At 55.0% G+C, this 17,105-nt stretch carries 11 protein-coding genes and 1 pseudogene; 4 read left to right on the top strand and 8 right to left on the bottom strand.

Annotated features, from left to right (window positions below):
• Positions 1 to 12: 12 nt before the first annotated feature.
• Positions 13 to 186: pseudogene (locus tag IGS75_RS05085) on the top strand (IS5/IS1182 family transposase); the annotation flags it as partial.
• Between the two features lie 103 nt (positions 187 to 289).
• Here IGS75_RS05085 and IGS75_RS05080 read toward each other — a convergent pair.
• Genes IGS75_RS05080 through IGS75_RS05070 form a run of 3 tightly spaced genes read right to left on the bottom strand, consistent with a single transcriptional unit; the run spans position 290 to position 4,551 of the window.
• Positions 290 to 1,492 carry a glycosyltransferase family 4 protein gene (locus tag IGS75_RS05080; protein ID WP_141350212.1) on the bottom strand — a complete coding sequence of 401 codons (1,203 nt, stop codon included), beginning with the start codon at positions 1,490 to 1,492 and terminating at the stop codon, positions 290 to 292.
• A gap of 6 nt (positions 1,493 to 1,498) precedes the next feature.
• A complete protein-coding gene (locus IGS75_RS05075; protein WP_237469005.1) occupies positions 1,499 to 2,869 on the bottom strand; it encodes a capsule biosynthesis protein in 1,371 nt (456 codons plus the stop codon).
• Positions 2,866 to 4,551 (bottom strand): capsular polysaccharide export protein, LipB/KpsS family, encoded by a 1,686-nt coding sequence (locus tag IGS75_RS05070; RefSeq protein ID WP_202257816.1) that lies wholly within the window; start codon positions 4,549 to 4,551, stop codon positions 2,866 to 2,868. Before IGS75_RS05070 ends, IGS75_RS05075 begins: the two co-directional genes overlap by 4 nt.
• A 153-nt stretch (positions 4,552 to 4,704) precedes the next feature.
• On the opposite strand from IGS75_RS05070, the gene IGS75_RS05065 reads away from it, so the two are divergent.
• The gene (locus IGS75_RS05065; RefSeq protein WP_202257815.1) at positions 4,705 to 6,183 is read left to right on the top strand and encodes an LTA synthase family protein; all 1,479 of its coding nucleotides are present in this window, start codon (positions 4,705 to 4,707) and stop codon (positions 6,181 to 6,183) included.
• Between the two features lie 462 nt (positions 6,184 to 6,645).
• Here IGS75_RS05065 and IGS75_RS05060 read toward each other — a convergent pair whose 3' ends face one another.
• Positions 6,646 to 9,234 carry an MMPL family transporter gene (locus IGS75_RS05060; RefSeq protein ID WP_202257814.1) on the bottom strand — a complete coding sequence of 863 codons (2,589 nt, stop codon included), beginning with the start codon at positions 9,232 to 9,234 and terminating at the stop codon, positions 6,646 to 6,648.
• Positions 9,235 to 9,314: 80 nt separating this feature from the next.
• Between IGS75_RS05060 and IGS75_RS05055 the strand changes: the two genes are divergently transcribed.
• Positions 9,315 to 9,902, top strand: a complete 588-nt coding sequence (locus tag IGS75_RS05055) for an IMPACT family protein (protein WP_202257813.1) — start codon at positions 9,315 to 9,317, stop codon at positions 9,900 to 9,902.
• A 98-nt stretch (positions 9,903 to 10,000) separates the two neighbouring features.
• Positions 10,001 to 11,692: an alginate export family protein gene (locus IGS75_RS05050; protein WP_202257812.1), complete on the top strand. Its 1,692-nt coding sequence runs from the start codon at positions 10,001 to 10,003 to the stop codon at positions 11,690 to 11,692.
• Between the two features lie 6 nt (positions 11,693 to 11,698).
• Here IGS75_RS05050 and IGS75_RS05045 read toward each other — a convergent pair whose 3' ends face one another.
• The 4 genes from IGS75_RS05045 to radA form a co-directional block, all read right to left on the bottom strand.
• Positions 11,699 to 13,663 (bottom strand): glycosyltransferase family 4 protein, encoded by a 1,965-nt coding sequence (locus IGS75_RS05045; protein ID WP_202257811.1) that lies wholly within the window; start codon positions 13,661 to 13,663, stop codon positions 11,699 to 11,701.
• A 20-nt stretch (positions 13,664 to 13,683) separates the two neighbouring features.
• On the bottom strand, positions 13,684 to 14,226 hold the full coding sequence (locus IGS75_RS15430) for a Hint domain-containing protein (protein ID WP_237469002.1): 543 nt from the start codon (positions 14,224 to 14,226) through the stop codon (positions 13,684 to 13,686).
• Positions 14,141 to 15,496 (bottom strand): hypothetical protein, encoded by a 1,356-nt coding sequence (locus IGS75_RS05040; RefSeq protein WP_237469001.1) that lies wholly within the window; start codon positions 15,494 to 15,496, stop codon positions 14,141 to 14,143. The genes IGS75_RS15430 and IGS75_RS05040 overlap by 86 nt, the downstream gene beginning before the upstream one ends.
• Positions 15,497 to 15,672: 176 nt before the next feature.
• Positions 15,673 to 17,073 carry a DNA repair protein RadA gene (gene radA / locus IGS75_RS05035; RefSeq protein ID WP_202257810.1) on the bottom strand — a complete coding sequence of 467 codons (1,401 nt, stop codon included), beginning with the start codon at positions 17,071 to 17,073 and terminating at the stop codon, positions 15,673 to 15,675.
• Between the last annotated feature and the right edge of the window lie 32 nt (positions 17,074 to 17,105).

The raw sequence follows: 17,105 nt of genomic DNA, 5'->3' as shown, positions 1-17,105 counted from the left end.
TGTTGGAAACGCCGGGACGCCCTGAAAGAGAAAAATATAAACCCCTGCATGCTAGGGCGGAAATTTCGACGAAAACCAGTCAAATACGACCAGAGAAAATATAAACGCCGTAATTTCATCGAAATTATGTTCGGCCGCCTTTTTTCAGCCATCTGCCTCGCATTAAACCTCATCTTTTGGCTATGAGGTTTGAGTCTAATAGAAATTATTTAAAAATATGAAATCAAAATTTTGCATAATCAAACCCTATATAGAATAATTTTCGATAATAAATATTGGTTTATATAAACTAATTGAATAATTTAAAATCACAAACAGCATTCAAGGTCTTAAAAATACTATTTTCCCACGTAAATGGCTTCCAATAATTAATACGCTGAATTTGATCTCTGCGACGTGCACTGTTCGTCGTGTAATCTAGAATGGCTTCTATCCAAGCAGGACCATCCAAAGGATCCAGATAATCTGCAATGCCGGCTCCCACTTCTCGGAGCACGGGGATGTCGGAGCACAATACCGGTACACCAAAGGAAAAAGCTTCCGCGAGCGGTAATCCAAAACCTTCAGAGAAAGTCGGAAACAGCAGAGCCCGACAATTTTTCAGGAGATGAATAACATCCTGATCCGGGAGTTCATTATACTCTAGGACGTGTCCTTTCAGAGAAGGGCAACGATCTAAAAGATCAACGATATTTTCATTTTCCCACCCTCGTTTGCCAATGACAACCAGAACAGGTGCTCTGTTTCCCAACTGTTCAGCCAGGCGACGCCAGGCCTGCAATAACAGCAGGTGATTTTTCCGGGGCTCAATTGTGCTCAAGCAGACAAAATAAGGCCGTGAAGGACATGCCAGTGTTGGGGGCAGTAGGTCTTCTTCTTTCTTTACATTAACACCCAGAGGAACCAGGCCAATAGGAAGCTGCCGAGAATGCTTTTCCATATAAGGCATGAAGGCATCGCGCACAGCATGCGATGGAAAAATGATACCCGCTGCATAATCAAGAATGGTTTGTACCCGCACGGCGTGCCGGTTCGGTTCACCGGGACGCGCATATTCAGGGTATTCCAAAGGAATAAGGTCATGCAGGATAGGCACAAATTTCGCGCCTGTACGCTTGAGAATATTTTTGATTACCCTGGGGCGCGTCAGATGATGATGAGACACCAAGATATGAACCATATGGGGCTTTTTCGGGAGTGGAGAATAAAGGATTTTTCTCCTTATCTTTCTCTTTAGGCGTGATGCCGATGTAGAGACAGTAGAGCCCCCCCATTTTGCAGCAAGCGCTTCGATCATCTCCTTAGCCAACGGTGTCGGAATACCGCCTGCAATTCCTACAGGATGCATGGCGCAGAAATAACTCTGTTCTCGTTTGTGTGTCAGAAGATACTGGGCATAGGACAGTTCGACCCGATCTATTCCTGTAGGAACAGCGTAATCTGCGCGCGCCAGAAGGCGGGAAATATCCAGAAGATACGAAATCGAGGCCATGTCAGTTCAAAAGCCTTCTACAATATCCGCCAACTTTGCTGACAGCGAAAGGATAGGACGCCTCATGCAGTCCCATGCGGCTACATTCGGCCCATTAGTCTTACAGGCTTCACGAAATTTGATGGGACAGTGTCTCTGAAGACGGTTGACCACTCCATCAACGAGCGTTTCAAGCCCTTCTTCAGAAAAAAAGCCTCCCGGAACCAGACAATATTCTATCAATACGCGCCGAAAAGCCATGAATATCTCAGGATCTGGACCTTTGGGAGATGTCCAGAATGTATCCAGACCATCCTGATGAGTAATTCCTGGAATATTATAAACGGCCTGCCCAAGCGTAATCACTGGAATATTTTCGGCAACCGCCAGCGTTCCTGTCGTACTGTTGATGGTCACCACTCCTTGAGCGCCTCTGACCATCACCGCAATATCACCACGCTCGACATAACCCACACGTTGGATAACGCCATATTTTCTGGCAATCCGACCGACTATACGGCGCCAGTCATAGATGCCGTTATCCAACGGATGCTCTTTGATGATAAGGCGCATATCCAAGGGGGCGGACGTCGCAAAGGAAGCGATAACCTGTTCGATCGCATCCTCAATGCCATTAAAGCCGGAATGCAGACGCACTTGCGCATCCGCATTCAGTTGAAGTGGAAACAGCATATAAGGCGCCTTGCTTGCCGACAGTCGACGAAGCACCTCTTCACTGCGCTGGATTGCAGCCTTGCGGTCAGAAAGCCTTCTGAGCCAACCTACCCCCTCGGTCAGCGGATGCCAGGGGCGATGATTGGTCCAGTGAGGATAATGCCATCGGGACAAAATATCCGCAGTATTATACGCAATTCCTTCCATGGCTCGTCGGCGAAACGAAGATGGCACCGGATAATGGGGCTCAGGCTCTGGCAGATGTGCGGCTTCGTTCAGGTAATATTCCGGATCCTGTGGCAGTTTGGAATGACCGTTAACCCCCCCCAGTTCCAGAGTAACCCAGTCTGGCCGCAGATAACCTTCTTCAAATACATGAACGGGCACATGCAGTTCACGGCATAGTTCGAGTGCTGCGGCATGATGGGGACGACAGTCACCAAAAAGGAGAACATCCGTAATCTCGTTGCGGGCAATAAAATCTCGTAGATAGGCTGGCCATTCTTCCAGGGAGCGGCAGTAATCCGTAGCGTTCGGCAATCTCCAGAAAAGCCGGTCGCCGCCATTGAAATGGATTTTGTGAACGCCGTAACCTTCTTTCAGAAGTCCGCTGCCCACCCTTTCAAAGAAAGGGCCCATCAGTCCTTGAAGCAAAAGAAAACGTCGTGTTTCTAGCTTTGGCTCAGGAGTGGCACCCATCGAAATGTTCGAATCTAAAGTCATTTACTCTTTCTTACAGACGATGACACCAGATGGGCCACATGCTTGTGCAGTCTTCCCTGCACCCTTCTAAGTTGAGTTACAAGACTGGGCTTCCATAACTCCGGCTGTGAAAGACGCTCAATCAGAATTTCAGGTCCGCATGGCAAAAGGGTGACCGGATCAAGGTAGCACGGATATAATATTAACGTAGCTGCCACGAGCTCTTCGAGTGAGAGCTGGCGGCCACGTCTGGCAAGGGGGGGGGCTACATCCTCTGTCAGCCCCCATCCCGCATAGAAGGGTTGCCCGTAAGTCACAACGGACCGCTTCCTCAACAGAGCTTCAAAACCTGCAAGCGACGTCATGGTGTGCACTTCGTCCACGCAGGCAATCAGGGCCGTCATGGAACCACCACGCTGTATTTCGTTCGCATAGAGAAGTACAATATCGTCAGGCACATGGCCTTTGCGATGTCCTGCATCCACGTCCGGATGAGGACGAAAAAGAATATATGCTTCGGGATTACGTTGCCGCACGACTTTCAGCAGGGAAAGATTGTCCGCAATTTCCGAACAACCCAGACGAATCGAAAGATCATCTCCCACCTGACCGGGAACAAGAAGAATTCTCTTTCCTGCCGGGATATCCTGACAAAATCCGGTGGGGGGCGATGCACCGTATTTCGAGATATTCCGTTCGACCAGCACCTTCATCAGCGCTGTCGCGCGGACACGCAGGGTTTCCGTGAACTCTGTGCTGCTCAAAAGGTACTCGAGATCGCTGCAGCGTGAGGGATCAAAATAGATCCCCCGTTGATCCAGAACAATGGAAGAGGGCGGAAGCAGATCACTGCCCAGGCCAATAGATCGGAGGAAACCGTCTTCCACCTTGGCAACAGGAATATTTGCTGCAGCCGCAAGCCTGAACAGGCCCCGAGGCACGCGGCTAACCCAGACAGCGATGCCCCTGCTCCGTCTTTCTGCAGATAAAACCGCCGCAAAACTCCGGGAGCGGAAAACAACAGGGAGGCCAGAGCCTTCAAAAAACTGCCTGATCCGGCGACGCTTCCACCAGGCCATTCCTACACAGACGGCCAGTGAACGCTTTTGCAGCCACGCTCTTTTGGCATCAGAGACGATGTCCACCATCGTCACAAAATCAACCTGCTTCCCTGTAAACGGACTGGTCCATTTGATCCCTTCTGCCAGCCAGCTTATCGCCTGGCTTGTAGAGAAGCTTTCAAACGTATCCTGCGGGTTCAGGAGCTTTACGGGTCGACCATATACCACCCCCAGCAGCGTCAGGTCGTCTGGTTCGCTTCCCCATACTGCTGCACAGCGGCTCAGAAGATCATGGGGCTCACTGGGATGGGAAAAAACTACATTTTCATGTCGGAATGCCGGTAGATCTTCACCCTCGGGCATAAGGACACAGATGGTCTGCCCTGAATATTTCTCCAAAATGGCCTGAACGATTTTCCGTGTCTGTTCCCAGTCATCACTGCCAGAAACAAGGTGATCGAATTGCCCTTTCCCAGGGTAGGCCGGCAGCCAGAAGGCACCACCGAGTTTTTCTGTCCGTAGCATCTGGACAAGAGCGGCATCAGTCGTTGTTTTCTCAGAAAACGAACGCCAATCCCGAACCGGACATCCTAGCGACGGAACATCCAGCGTCAATGGCGGGGGAATTCTCAGAAAGGTCATTAAAAAGCGGCCGACTTCCAAAGATCAGGACGATGAATGATATGAAACCATCCAATAATATATCCTATGGAAAAAGAAAAATCTCTCAACGCATCTTGTGGAATAATGGTGACTATCATTAAGATGGAAGCCGGTAAGTTCTATCACACTTAAATGAAACAACAATACGTGTCAGAATATTTTATTGTAACAATAAGTCTATTTTTATTTAATTTAATTATTGATTCTGTGAATTCATCGAAATTTCTAAGTGTTTCAAAATTAACCCCAAGGACTATTCTTATATCAACCACATTCGGTTTTTTTCTTTTTCTGGTGGGAAGCCCTTGGCTTGCGTTCGCGCTTACCACGTTACTCACGTCCCTTTTAACCATGGCATCCATTTTAAAATGCCGGGTGCTGGGAGAACCCCTAATTTTCAGCGATCTCGCTGTCGCAGCATCCTTTCTGCGTTATCCACGATTTTATGTGGATGCCGTCCCTAAATTTCTTAGAATAATTATAATATTTTCAATCATTTGCGTTCCAGTGATGGTGTATTTTGTGATCAAGGCTGATTTGCCGCCCTATTCTCACTGGATAGGGATGATCATAATGATTTTATCTGGTTCGGTATTGGCTTTTTTGTGGAAAAAAAGTTGGTCAACTACATTGATGACTACTCCAGATCTTTTTTCTGATGTCAAAAATTATGGGTTAATTGCAACACTTTTCTTTTATTTCTTGCGCTGGCGCCGTGAAAGGCCCACTGCTCCTCTCAAAAAATCTTCTTCCTGTATCCCGCCGGATATAGAATTACTGATTATTATTCAGTGTGAGTCTTTTGCCGATCCGGTGTCTCTCAGTACTCAACACCCACTTCCTCCCTTAGCTAGCCTGAATCGTCTTCAGAAAGAGGAGGGCAATACAAGAACTGGACAACTCGACGTTAGCGGATTTGGCGCCTACACAATGCGCACGGAATATGCCGTGCTGTTTGGGCAGGATGAGAAAAGTCTCGGGTTCCGATACTTTGACCCGTTCCTGACAGCGGATCGCAACATGTCTTATGCGCTACCCAACCGTCTCTCTTCTTTTTTCGAAGAAAGAATTTTTTTACACCCTCACGACCTGCGTTTTTATAACAGAACCCAACTCATGCCCCGGATGGGATTTACAAAACTCATCTCTACGGAAGCATTTTCTGAAGACGATTTTTGCGGCTCCTATGTAGGAGATATCGCACTCGGAAAGAAAATTAGTGAGATTATTGAAAAAACATCTCAAACAACCCAGATAATCTACGCTGTGACCATGGAAAACCATGGTCCCTGGAAGCCGGTCGATGGCATCGATTATAAAGACCCACTCGAAATCTACGATTTCCATGCCCGAAACAGCGATATTTTGCTCGATATGCTTGATCAGAAGCTTTCGGTATTAGGAAAAAAAGCTGTACTTGCATTTTTTGGGGATCATCGCCCCTCCATCCCAGGTTATAATTCACCAGAGGGAAGTAAATCCACGCCATTCGTTATAAAAACATATCATTCATCGGCCGACTTTGATTTTCCCCAAGGAATTCACCTCACTCCAGCAGAGTTTTCCGAAAAAATAATCCGCTCTCTTGGAAAATCATTCAGGCCTTCATAAAGCAGAATGCATATTGATTGTTGCTTGTCTTCCCGGGTACCATGATCTGACGTTATTTCAGGTACAGATAGAACGGGATGATCCCGAAAATTGCCCAGTCGATCATCAAGGATGAACGGGACCTGATGGGCGAAGAGCGCGCCATGCTGGGCACGGCGCATTATGTCGCGGGTTTCATCCTCCTTCGGCGCTAGGCTCAGGCCTCATAGGCAGAACATAACGGTTGCAGGATGGTGGAGTTGGAGGGATCGAAGAGCCGTTAATTGATGTGCCTTGGTTCTAATTTTTGGTTTTTGGCGATTTGATTGACGGTTCTTTGGGGTGGTGTCGATCTGTGTTTTGAGCAGATCCGGGAAGATCAACCGCTGCATGGCTAGGTGCTCGCGTTGACCCGTTCCGGAAAGAGGAAGCGACGCATATTGTAAACGATATTGGCTAGACCGATCCTCATGGTGGCCTGGGTCAGGCTTCGTCGATCGGACGCTTGGGCAGCAGGGCCGGGACGAAGACCATCGTGCAGAGCAGCGTGCAGCCTAGCGACATCAGCAACAGCCGCCCCATGCTTGCCGTGCCCGGATGGCCGGAGCTCGCCAGCGAGCCGAAAGCCGTGGCGGTCGTCAGGGCTGAAAACAGCACCGCCCTTGCCGTGGGAGAAGTCAGTGGTCCCTTCACGCCCTCACGCCAGTTCATGACAAAATAGATGTTGAACGACACACCCACACCCAGCAGTAGTGGCAGGGCGATGATGTTGGCGTAGTTCAGCGTCTCTGGCACCGTGACGACCAGAATGACCGTCAGCAGGGCGGACATCATCAGCGGCGCCATGACGAGGGCTGCATCCAGCAGGCGGCGCAGGACCACCAGCAGGATGATGGCAATCATGATGAGCGCACAGATGGCCGCAACAGTGAAGGCATGGACGATCGTGTTGGCGCTCTCTGTGATTTCCATCGCAGGGCCGGCGACGTTCGGATTGACTGAGCGTAGCTCCTTGACGAAGCGGTGCAGCACCGGCGTTTCGGACATCTGACCTTTGGGATGGATGGTCAGACGGGCACGACCATCCGGCAGGACATAGTCCTGACGCACATCCTGCGGGATGTTCTCCATCGTGACCGGCGTCGGCTGGAGCGCGGTACGCAGCATCGACAGTTCGTCTGGCAGGAAGCGCGTCAGGGACGTGCTCGCCTGAAGCAGCGTGCTGTCCTGGGCCGTCGAGAGTGTGTGTAGGGCCTGACGGATCTTTTCGAGTGGAGTGGGGAGCTGATCCTTCACGGCATCGAGCTTCTGCGCGGCCGTAACAGCAGCTGCGCGGATAGCCGCGGCGTCTGGTGCGGGTGCAGGATTGGCCACCGTGATGGTCGGCAGCAGGATGGAGGCCGTGTCCTCGATCATGGCCAGCTTGGTCTTCTGGTCATCGGGGACCAGAGCGCCGAGCCAGAGCACGTCATTTACGCTTGGCAGCTTCGAGAACGCTGCGGCCTGTCGGGCGGCTTCCGTCAGGTTCGGGGTCAGGACCTGTGCGCTGTAAGGCGTGGTGAGCGGGTTGGCTTCCAGCAAGTGCAGGGCGCGCATACCCTCGGTATTCGGGTCTTTCGTGTGAAGCGGATCGGCGTCAAACTTCAGAAGTGGCATAAGGGCCAGCCCCACAATTCCCAGAAGCGCGAAGACGCCGACAACCTTGTGGCGCTTGTGGCGCAGGAATGCATCGGCGGGAGCCATGAAGGCAAAACCCGGGGTACCATTGCCCAGTTTCGCATGGAAAATGGATAGCAGGGCCGGCAGCAGCGTCATGGTGCAGAAGAAGGCGATCAGCATGCCGAAGCCTGCGATCAAGCCGAGTTGCGCCACACCAATGAAGCTTGTGGGGTAGAATGCCAGGAAGCCTGCGGCTGTCGCTAGGGCCGCGACAAGGATCTGTGCGCCGCTTTCCTGCCCCGTTAAGATGATGGCGTCATGCAGGGACGGGTGCGAGCCGTCCGGATTGCGCTGTCCGCGCAGGCGGACACTGTATTGAATGGCGAAATCAACCGCGATGCCAACGAACAAGATCGCGAAGGCCACCGAGATCAGGTTCAACTCACCCACCGCCAGAGCGGCAAAGCCGGTCGTCAGCAGCAGGCCGCTGATGAGGGTCAGCAGGATCGGAAGAATGACGCGCGGGGAGTGGACTGCAAGGATCAGCCACACGGCGACTAGAACCAGTGAAATGATGAGCCCCAGCACCATGCCATGTGCGACAGTGGAGAACTCCTCATCTGACAGCTTCACCTCGCCCGTGATGATGCCGGTGGCCTGCTTCGTCTTCACGAATTCAAGGTTGTTGATCGCCTGGCGCATGGCGGTCGTGGCGCCTTCGCCCGGCTGGAAGGAACTGTAGTCAAGTTTTGGCTGCGTGACGACGAACTCGTAGCGTGAGCCCAGTTCCGCCAGCTTGCCGATCAGAAGATTCTGCCAGGACATATCCTGCTGATGACCGTCTGCGGCCTGTGTCAGGGAGGTTGCGAAGCCGTCCAGAGCGCCGTTAAAGCCGCTAGGGATGCCCTGACCGGCCTTGATGCCCTCACCGATCAGGCCCAGAGCGCCGAACAGGCCGCGTGCAGATGGATCGGCGGCGAGTGTGCCGAGGAAGGGCTGGGCAGAGACGATCGAATCCAGTAGCGGCTCCAGATCCTTCGTGTCGAGGAACAGGAAGCCGTGGCTGTTATAGAAGGCGTTGTCTCCGGGCAGGCTGACCGTCTTGAAATGCGTGTGGTCCTGACTGAGCGTCGCGGCGAGCTGTCGCGCCGCCATGCGTCCCTGTTCGGGAATGCGGCTGTCGAGAATGGCAACAAGCTGGTTGCTGTCCTGAGGGAACAGGCGCGTCAGCTCCATGCTCCGCTTTTTCCACGGCAGACTGTTGGCAAACATTTTGCTCGTGTCAGTGGTCACACTGATGCGTGTGACACTCAGGGCAACGCTGGCGGCACAGAGCAGTGCGAACAGCGCCAGAACAAGGGGCGCACGACGCGCGCAGACGGCATTGAGCCGACCGGTCAGATCCGAAAACATGGGGCCTACCCTTAACAGAACGGGCAGCGTTTCCCTACCCCACCCTGACATTTCAGCGATCCTGATGCAGAAGGAAAGCTATGACATGGACTTTGCCCGGCCTCGCGACCTACGAAAGTGTGATTAAGAACAGTGTTTTCCGGGCTTCCGCAGCTCCTGTGGAAGACGAAGCCGCCGCCATGGCCTTCTTTCGCGAAGTGGCTGTTCTCGATGCGACCCATAATTGCTGGGCCTTCAAAATCGGTCAGCGTTTCCGGTGCAGCGATGACGGAGAGCCGGGGGGCACGGCGGGGCGGCCTATTCTGTCTGCCATCGAAGGGCAGGATTTCGACAATGTCATGATCGTGGTCACGCGTTGGTATGGCGGCGTGCAGCTTGGGGCCGGGGGGCTTGTCCGGGCCTATGGAGGCGCGGCGTCGGCCTGTCTGCGGGAAGCGGACCGGATCGAGCGGATTGAGACCGCAAAGCTGCGGTTTCACTGTCCGTTTTCCAGCTTTGCGATGGTGGAATCGAAGATTGAGAGTTGGCGTGCGGCGCGTCTGGAATGTGATTTCGATGGGGAAGGCGCCTGGATAACGCTCGCTGTGCCTGTCGAAGAAGTGGACGCTATCACGGACTGGCTGCGGGATCTGACGCGTGGGCAGATGGACATCACGCAGCCTGATTAAAACTAAAATAAATAGTATAAATTAGTTAAAACTATTATGATTGATGTTTTTATGGCTCTGTCTAATGTTTTGCGAACCCCGTTAGGAGTTTTCAGGGCATGCCACGTCATCGTTCATACTGGAGCCGGTTCCTTCTTGCCCTGATGGTGCTTGAAGTCTGTGTACCGTGTATGGCTGTGGCGGCTCAGTCCTCGTCATCTGCCATGTCAGTGACGCAGACGCCTGTCCCGCAGACGGAGGAATGGATTCATGTTCCGTCCACGGAACGTCCGCCCATCCAGAACTATCCTCATGCCGGTGTCGTGGGGCAGCCGCGCCGTGTCGTGGCCAGCCAGAACCACGCGCCACAGGGACGGCAGGGCCCGTGGGGCGCGTTCAGCTATGGTAACGGAGAATCATCGGGCTTTGGGCCGGTGGGTCGTTATGGTGTGGCGCCCTGGGCGGAAGACTGGAGCTTTCTGCGGGACAAAAGCCGGCGTGATGATCCGTTCGATTTGCTCAAGTTTATCGCCCTGAATGATGCAAAGACGATCTGGCTGTCCTTTTCCGGCGAGACGCGGCTGCGTAACTGGTACGAAGAGACGCCTTTTCTGGGAAAGAAAGGCGGCAGTAATTCCGGCCGTTTCGGCGTCAGGAACCTGTATGGCGCGGATCTGCATTTAGGTGAACATGTCCGGCTGTTCGGTCAGCTCATCAATGCTGATGCGGCTGGCTGGAAGGGGTTTGGATACAACACGACGTATCGTAAGCGGCTGGATCTTCAGCAGGCTTTCATCGAGTTCAAGGGCAAGCTGGTCGGTGCCCGGACCGGCTTCATGTTTGGCCGTCAGCAGTTCCTCGATGCGCCGTCTTATGTTTTGTACAACCGCGAAACGCCCAATGTGCCGCTATCGTGGAATGGCGGCCGGATTTATGCGATCTGGCCCAATATTCGCGTGGATGCATTCGATTTTGTCCAGACCAAAACGGACGCGACACTAATGTTCCACGATACGGAAGATTATAACACGCGCCTGTATGGCGGCGACATCACAGCCTTGGTGCCGCAGTTCTCGATCGGTAGTGAGACGGTCCACTCGTTTCTGGACATCTTCTATTACGGATACCGCTATGGCGGCAGCCTGTCAGTCGTACCGCTCGCATCGGGCTCTCTGAAGGGGACGTCCTCACGTGGGAATGTGGGTTTCCGCTGGTACGGCACCGCTGCGTCCTTCGAATATTCGTTTGGCGGGCTTTATCAGGACGGGACGTTCCAGAAATCCGGGAGCGAGCACAAGAGTGCCGTTCAGGCCTATTCGGTCAATACGATCGTGGGATACCGCCATACGCCCTCGCCTCTCCATCCGTTCATCGGCGTGCAGGCTGATCTGTATTCCGGTGGCGCCAACGGAACGGACGGCCCGGTCCAGACCTATATGGCGCCCTTCAATCCTCAGACGAATTATCTGGACACCACAACCTATATCCAGCCGTCCAATCTCGTCAGTGTTTCACCTGTTTTCAGAGTTACGCCCTGGAAAGGTTTTGCGAGTATTCAGTTCAAGGTGCCGTTTATGTGGCGTGAGAACGCGGACGGTGCGATCTGGAACTCGTCCGGCCCATATACATTCTCGAAAACCTATCACGGCGGCTATATCGGTGTGGTGCCACAGGCGTCCCTCAAGCTCCAGCTCAACCGGCACCTGACCTGGCAGATTTATGGTGCACGGTTCATGGCCTCGAATGGGCTTCACGCGGCGGGCGGCAAAAGTGGAAGCTATGCGCAGTCCAATGTCGTGTTCCGGTTCTGAGGCGTCTTAGTTCAGGACGGGCGGGTCAGATTCTGTTGCCGGAAAGACCGCTGGCAGGACGGGGGTAAGGGCGGCGATAACGGCCTGTTCCGAGAAACGGGTTTTCAGGAGCCGTCGTCCAGCCCGGACCTGTTTTCGGCCTGTTGTAGGGTCTAGAAAATTGGCAATCCGTTCCGCGAAGTCGGAGGGCGTATCTGCGATGGTAGTGCGCCATGTCGGGCTGGCCGGGTCCACCAGACCTTCGGCCGCGATCGGGGTCATGACGACGGGCAGCCCGATGGCCCAGGATTCAAGCACCTTGCCCTTGATCCCGGCACCGAAACGAAGCGGCGCCACACAGACGGAAACGTCGGCCAAAGCGTCCTGAAGGTTCGGAACCGTGCCCACGATCTCCACATCCTCCGCCGTCAGTGTATGGACGGCATGGGGCATGGCACTTCCGATCAGGCGGCAGCGTAGGCCTGGAATGACCTGGCGTAGGCGCGGCATGATCGTCAGGACGAGCCATTTTGCTGCGTCCAGATTGGGATCATGGGCGAAATGCCCCACGAAGGCGATAACGGGAGCTTCTGGCGGCCGGCGCCGTCGGGAAGAGACCGGCACGGCCCAGGGCACGACATGGACATTGGCCGTGGGCACGGTCCGTGAGAGGCGCTGCGCCTCGATGGCAGAATGTGTCAGAACAAAATCCGCCAGCCAGGCGCACATGTTTTCCCGGACTTCCAGACGGCTGGCGAACCGGTCGAGTTCGGGCCGGGATTCGACAGCGGCCTGACGGTGCAGACGTAGGGAGGCCAGATCGGCCACGCTCCAGATCAGTGTGGCAGTCGGTGCGAAGGCGCGGGTTAGGGTGGAATAGCTTTCCGCATTGTTAAGGCGGTGCAGATAGACCACCTCAAGCCCGCTTCCGAGTTGCCGGAGCGCTTCTTCCGGACACGGAAAGACGGGCGGCATCAGACATTCGATGCCCTGCTGCTCCAGTCGCATGCGGTCCTTTTCGTCGGGAGAGAGACGGGAAGCCATGAAGCAGCACCGGTAACCGAGATTCCGGATAGTATGGATATGGGACAGGATCGCGACCGAACCGGCATCCCGCTCGGGATCGGGAGCGCGGTCATCAATGAAGAGGGCGACGGGACGTGGGGCCATCGTCTGCGCCGGATCGGTGTTGTCTGCTTCCGTGAGGTGAAGACGCTGTGCCTGCCGGACCTCTTCGCGCTCACGTATTGCTGTCAATTCTGCGGCGTCCCGTATCCTGAGGCGCTCGGCTTCGTTTACGAGGAATGTCAGGGCGTCCGCCCGTTCCTGTGGCGCATCCAGTCCGCGTAAAATACCGGAAAAATGGGTTTTCAGATCCGCAGACAGGCTGGCTGTGCCCGGGATTGTGAAGGGTGTGCCGAAACGCTCCTCGCCATGCCGGAGTTCTATCACGTGATCCGTTAGCGGATCGATCGGGGATGAAAACACATGATGGAAACTATGCCGTCCTGTTCCAAAACCTGCGTCCCGCAGGTCCGCACGGAAACGGTTGGCGGCGATGCGTCCGGCGGGTTGTCCGTCCACCCGGACCGTCAGCCAGACGGTCCGGTCCAGGCAGGCCTCATCCCGGACCCACCCTGCAATGTGATACCGATCCGCCACGTCGAACGCGCCCACCAGCGATGAGGGCAGGGGCGGGATGCGGACCGGCGAACCAGTCAGTGGGCGGCCTTCCCGTGCATCGGTGAATTCGACCAGCGCGCCTTCATGTGGCAGCGGAACCGGCCAGACTTTCTGAAAGGCGTGGTTTCCGTGCCATTCCTCGCCGTGCAGATCGGCCCTGAAATGATCAGCATCGACTTCGTCCACCAGCTCGCCGTCAACATGGACCTGAATACGGACCGGCATGTCCGGACACGCTGGTTCGAGGGCCCATCCGGCAAACTGGTCACGGTTACAGACATCGACATAGCCGACAAGGGAGACGGTCAAGATGCAGGGTTTCCTAAGGTTCAGGCCGCTGCGCCGGTCGGAGCCCTATCGTCATGGGCTGGAGCAGAAGAACAGAGACGGCGGTGGATGGCTTCCAGTTCGCCCCCCCCTTCGAGGCGGGGAGCACAGTACCGGGGCGTCCGGTCTGGCGCGTCAGGATAAAGGGTCCTGTACTCTTCGGCATTGTGGAACATGCCACGCGATCCATCGTCGAGAAAACTTTCGGATGGCGCGCCTTCTGCCAGCAGAAGATCATGGCTTTCAAGTTCGATATGAATGTAGCGGATCGTCTCCGGACGTTCGATCTGGATAATCGATGTGCCGTTCACGAGATGAAGAGCGGGGACCAGGAACCCGTCGATGAACATGGCATGCAGAGGGGAGATCATTAGGTCCCGTCGGGGCAGCCCGTTCGTTAGGGCTCCGGCCCGGATCAGGATCGGCAGGACGTCGCGGTTGCCATAGGCGAAGAGGGGATCATAGGCGCGGCGCCCGATCCAGTGTACCGGGCGGATCTGACCATCCGCAGTCAGGACGGGATCGCCGATTTCCAGATCTTCCACCGGTCGCTCCCCGTCCGGCGTCGCAATCAGGGTTCCGGGGCAGTAACAGGGCGTTCCGAAACCCATTTCGAGGTAATTTCCGGATGCCGCACGCGTGAAGTAGAGCGGGGGATGTGAAATTTCCTGCGATTTCCACCTCTTCGATGACCGTCCCGGCGGATAACACTTCCAGCATGGCCTGGGGCGTGTCTCCCGACTGCACGGTTTCGGGCACAACCGTGCCGGAGACGTTGGAATATGAGTTGTCCACTCCAGCGAAAACGAAGGCTGCCCCGGTTTCGACCTGTACCGGGTTCTCAATAGTGGTCCCGCTCTCAATGGAAATCGTGCCACCGTTGTTGACCGAGATGTCGGAAAGGGTGCTTCCGCTGAGAGCCGAGACTTCGCCGCCGCTTGAAATGGCCACTGTACTGGCGGAGCCGCCGACAATCAGGATGCCGTTATCTTCGACTGTAACGTTGTAGGTTGCACCATTGACGATCTGTTCGCCGAAACACGGAACGGTTGCCGTCGTAAAAGGCCAGTTTTGCTGAACGACCTGAATGGAAGTTCCATCCAGGGTTGTATCGGTGGCTGTGGCGCCGCTTTGAATGGTGGAAAAACCGCCGCCATTGATTGTCGTGCCGCTGACAGAACCACCGCTTTCCACCGTCTGGATGGCTGAAGCATAGCTTCTTGAATTTACTATATCGAGCGGGGAGAGAGGATCCCCGCCGGTGACGAAAGGAGTTCCCGTCAGGATCGTCCCCTGTGCGGAGCCTCCAGCCTCAATGATCTGTTCCGCCTGACGTGGGCCAGACATAACCGGATACTGTGTGAAGTAATCGTAGTCTGCCGAAATCGTTGTATCGATCGCCATACCACCCGACTGGACAATCTGGGTGCCCTGATGGGCGCTCTGCGAGATCTGGTCCGGAGCGCCTTCGACCAAGGTATGCAGCGCTGAGCCGGAGACTAGTTCTGTTCCGCCCACAACCGTCGCAGAAAATACAGTTGCACCATTCTCTATAAGGGCAATACGGTTGTTGCCGATCGACAAGTTTTGAATGGTCCCACCGCTGGTAATAGCTGCTCCCGTGACGGAAACCGTTGTGACTTCCCGACCGTCCGTTAGGCTGACACTGTTGACGGCCCCTTCAATGGTCGCTGTTCCGCCGTCCTGAACAAGGATGGATGTTATCGAAGTGTCGGTGGGAAAGGTGGCGGACTGTCCACTGCTGATGGTTTGCTGGGTGCTACTGCTTGCTGAATAATCATTAGACGCCATCATGAGGATCCCGCCGGAATTTTAGAGGGTCTCCGGAAGTATTCCCATGAAAGATGATACGGGAGTTTTACTCAAGAGACGCAGAATATACGCAAATATATCCTGAGAGACTTTGTGAGTGTCGAAAATAAAACGTTAAAAACTCGTCTTTAAGCACAGGAAAAGCAAAAATTTGTGCGTTATGTGTCTTTGTCGGCAAACAGTCCGACCAGGTCCGTCAGATGTCCGATCTCACGCAGTTTTAGTCCTGCGGGTGGTTTGATCCGGGCTGAGGCTGCCGAAACACGCCGGGGCAGGATTGCTTCGCCAAAGCCCAGTTTGGCCACTTCCTTCAGGCGTAGATCGGCCTGACTGACCTGCCGGATCTCACCCGACAGGCCAACCTCGCCGAAATAGGCGGCGTTGGGGGATGTAGGTTTTCCAGTCGCAGCGGAGACCAGTGCTGCCGCTACAGCCATGTCAGCCGCTGGTTCGTTGACCCGCAGTCCGCCGGCGATGTTGAGATAGACATCCATATTGGCGAGTTTGAGCCCGCAGCGGGAGTCGAGCACGGCCAGAAGCATGTTCAGTCGTGAGGTGTCCCAGCCCACAACCGCACGGCGGGGTGCGCCATCGCCTGTTTTTGGTGACAGCAGAGCCTGGATCTCCAGCAGGACGGGGCGCGTACCTTCCAGCCCGGCAAACACGGCTGACCCTGCGATATTGCCGCGTCGTTCCGCGAGGAATAGCGCAGACGGGTTGGGGACTTCGGTCAGGCCGATATCGGTCATGGCAAAGACGCCGATCTCGTCCGTCGCGCCGAAGCGGTTCTTGGCTGCGCGCAGGATGCGGAACTGATGTCCGCGGTCGCCTTCGAAATACATGACCGCATCGACCATGTGTTCCAGCACGCGTGGCCCTGCGAGGGACCCTTCCTTCGTGACATGCCCGATCAGGATCAGTGCGAAGCCGAGCGTTTTGGCCAGTCGGATCAGCTCAAACGCACTCGCCCGGACCTGTGAGACCGAACCCGGAGAGCTTTCCACGCTTTCCAGCCACATCGTCTGGATGGAGTCGATCACCACGACCGTATGGGCCCTGTCCTGCTCAAGTGAGCCCACAATCTCGCCGACATTGATCGAAGCCGCGAGATCCAGCGAGTCCAGCATTTTCGGGGCGCGGTCCAGCCCTAGTCGCTGGGCGCGTATGCGGATCTGGTCCACCGATTCTTCGCCCGAGACATACAGGACGCGATGCCCCGACCGCGCCAGAGCGCAGGTCGTCTGGAGCATCAGCGTGGACTTGCCGATGCCCGGGTCACCACCAACCAGCACAACGGAAGCCGGGACGAGACCGCCGCCCAAAACACGGTCCAGTTCGGCAATGCTGGTCGTGATGCGCGGGGGCGGACGGGTTTCGCCATCCAGCCGGACTGTCTGGAGACGCCCGGAACTTAGTTTTCCGGTTTTGCGGGCCGTGGGTTCAACCGTTTCCTCGACCAGCGTGTTCCACTCACCGCAGGCTTCGCATCGGCCATTCCATTTCGGATAGGTGGCGCCACAGTTCTGGCAGACATATCGCGTGGTCGGCTTTTTGGCCAAGGCAGATCTCACTTTGCAGGCAGGAACGGAGC

Source organism: Gluconobacter sphaericus, from assembly GCF_016757795.1.
Taxonomy (GTDB): Bacteria; Pseudomonadota; Alphaproteobacteria; order Acetobacterales; family Acetobacteraceae; genus Gluconobacter; species Gluconobacter sphaericus.
Note: the sequence above shows the minus strand (reverse complement) of the source record. Positions and strands in the feature narration are given on the sequence as shown.

Bases quoted from the DNA above. Each gene is read 5' to 3' on its own strand.
- IGS75_RS05050 (WP_202257812.1), top strand. From the start codon at position 10,001: ATGCCACGTCATCGTTCATACTGGAGCCGGTTCCTTCTTGCCCTGATG.
- IGS75_RS05055 (WP_202257813.1), top strand. From the start codon at position 9,315: ATGACATGGACTTTGCCCGGCCTCGCGACCTACGAAAGTGTGATTAAG.
- IGS75_RS05075 (WP_237469005.1), bottom strand. From the start codon at position 2,869: ATGACTTTAGATTCGAACATTTCGATGGGTGCCACTCCTGAGCCAAAG.
- IGS75_RS05065 (WP_202257815.1), top strand. From the start codon at position 4,705: ATGAAACAACAATACGTGTCAGAATATTTTATTGTAACAATAAGTCTA.
- IGS75_RS05080 (WP_141350212.1), bottom strand. From the start codon at position 1,492: ATGGCCTCGATTTCGTATCTTCTGGATATTTCCCGCCTTCTGGCGCGC.
- IGS75_RS05040 (WP_237469001.1), bottom strand. From the start codon at position 15,496: ATGATGGCGTCTAATGATTATTCAGCAAGCAGTAGCACCCAGCAAACC.
- IGS75_RS05060 (WP_202257814.1), bottom strand. From the start codon at position 9,234: ATGTTTTCGGATCTGACCGGTCGGCTCAATGCCGTCTGCGCGCGTCGT.
- IGS75_RS05070 (WP_202257816.1), bottom strand. From the start codon at position 4,551: ATGACCTTTCTGAGAATTCCCCCGCCATTGACGCTGGATGTTCCGTCG.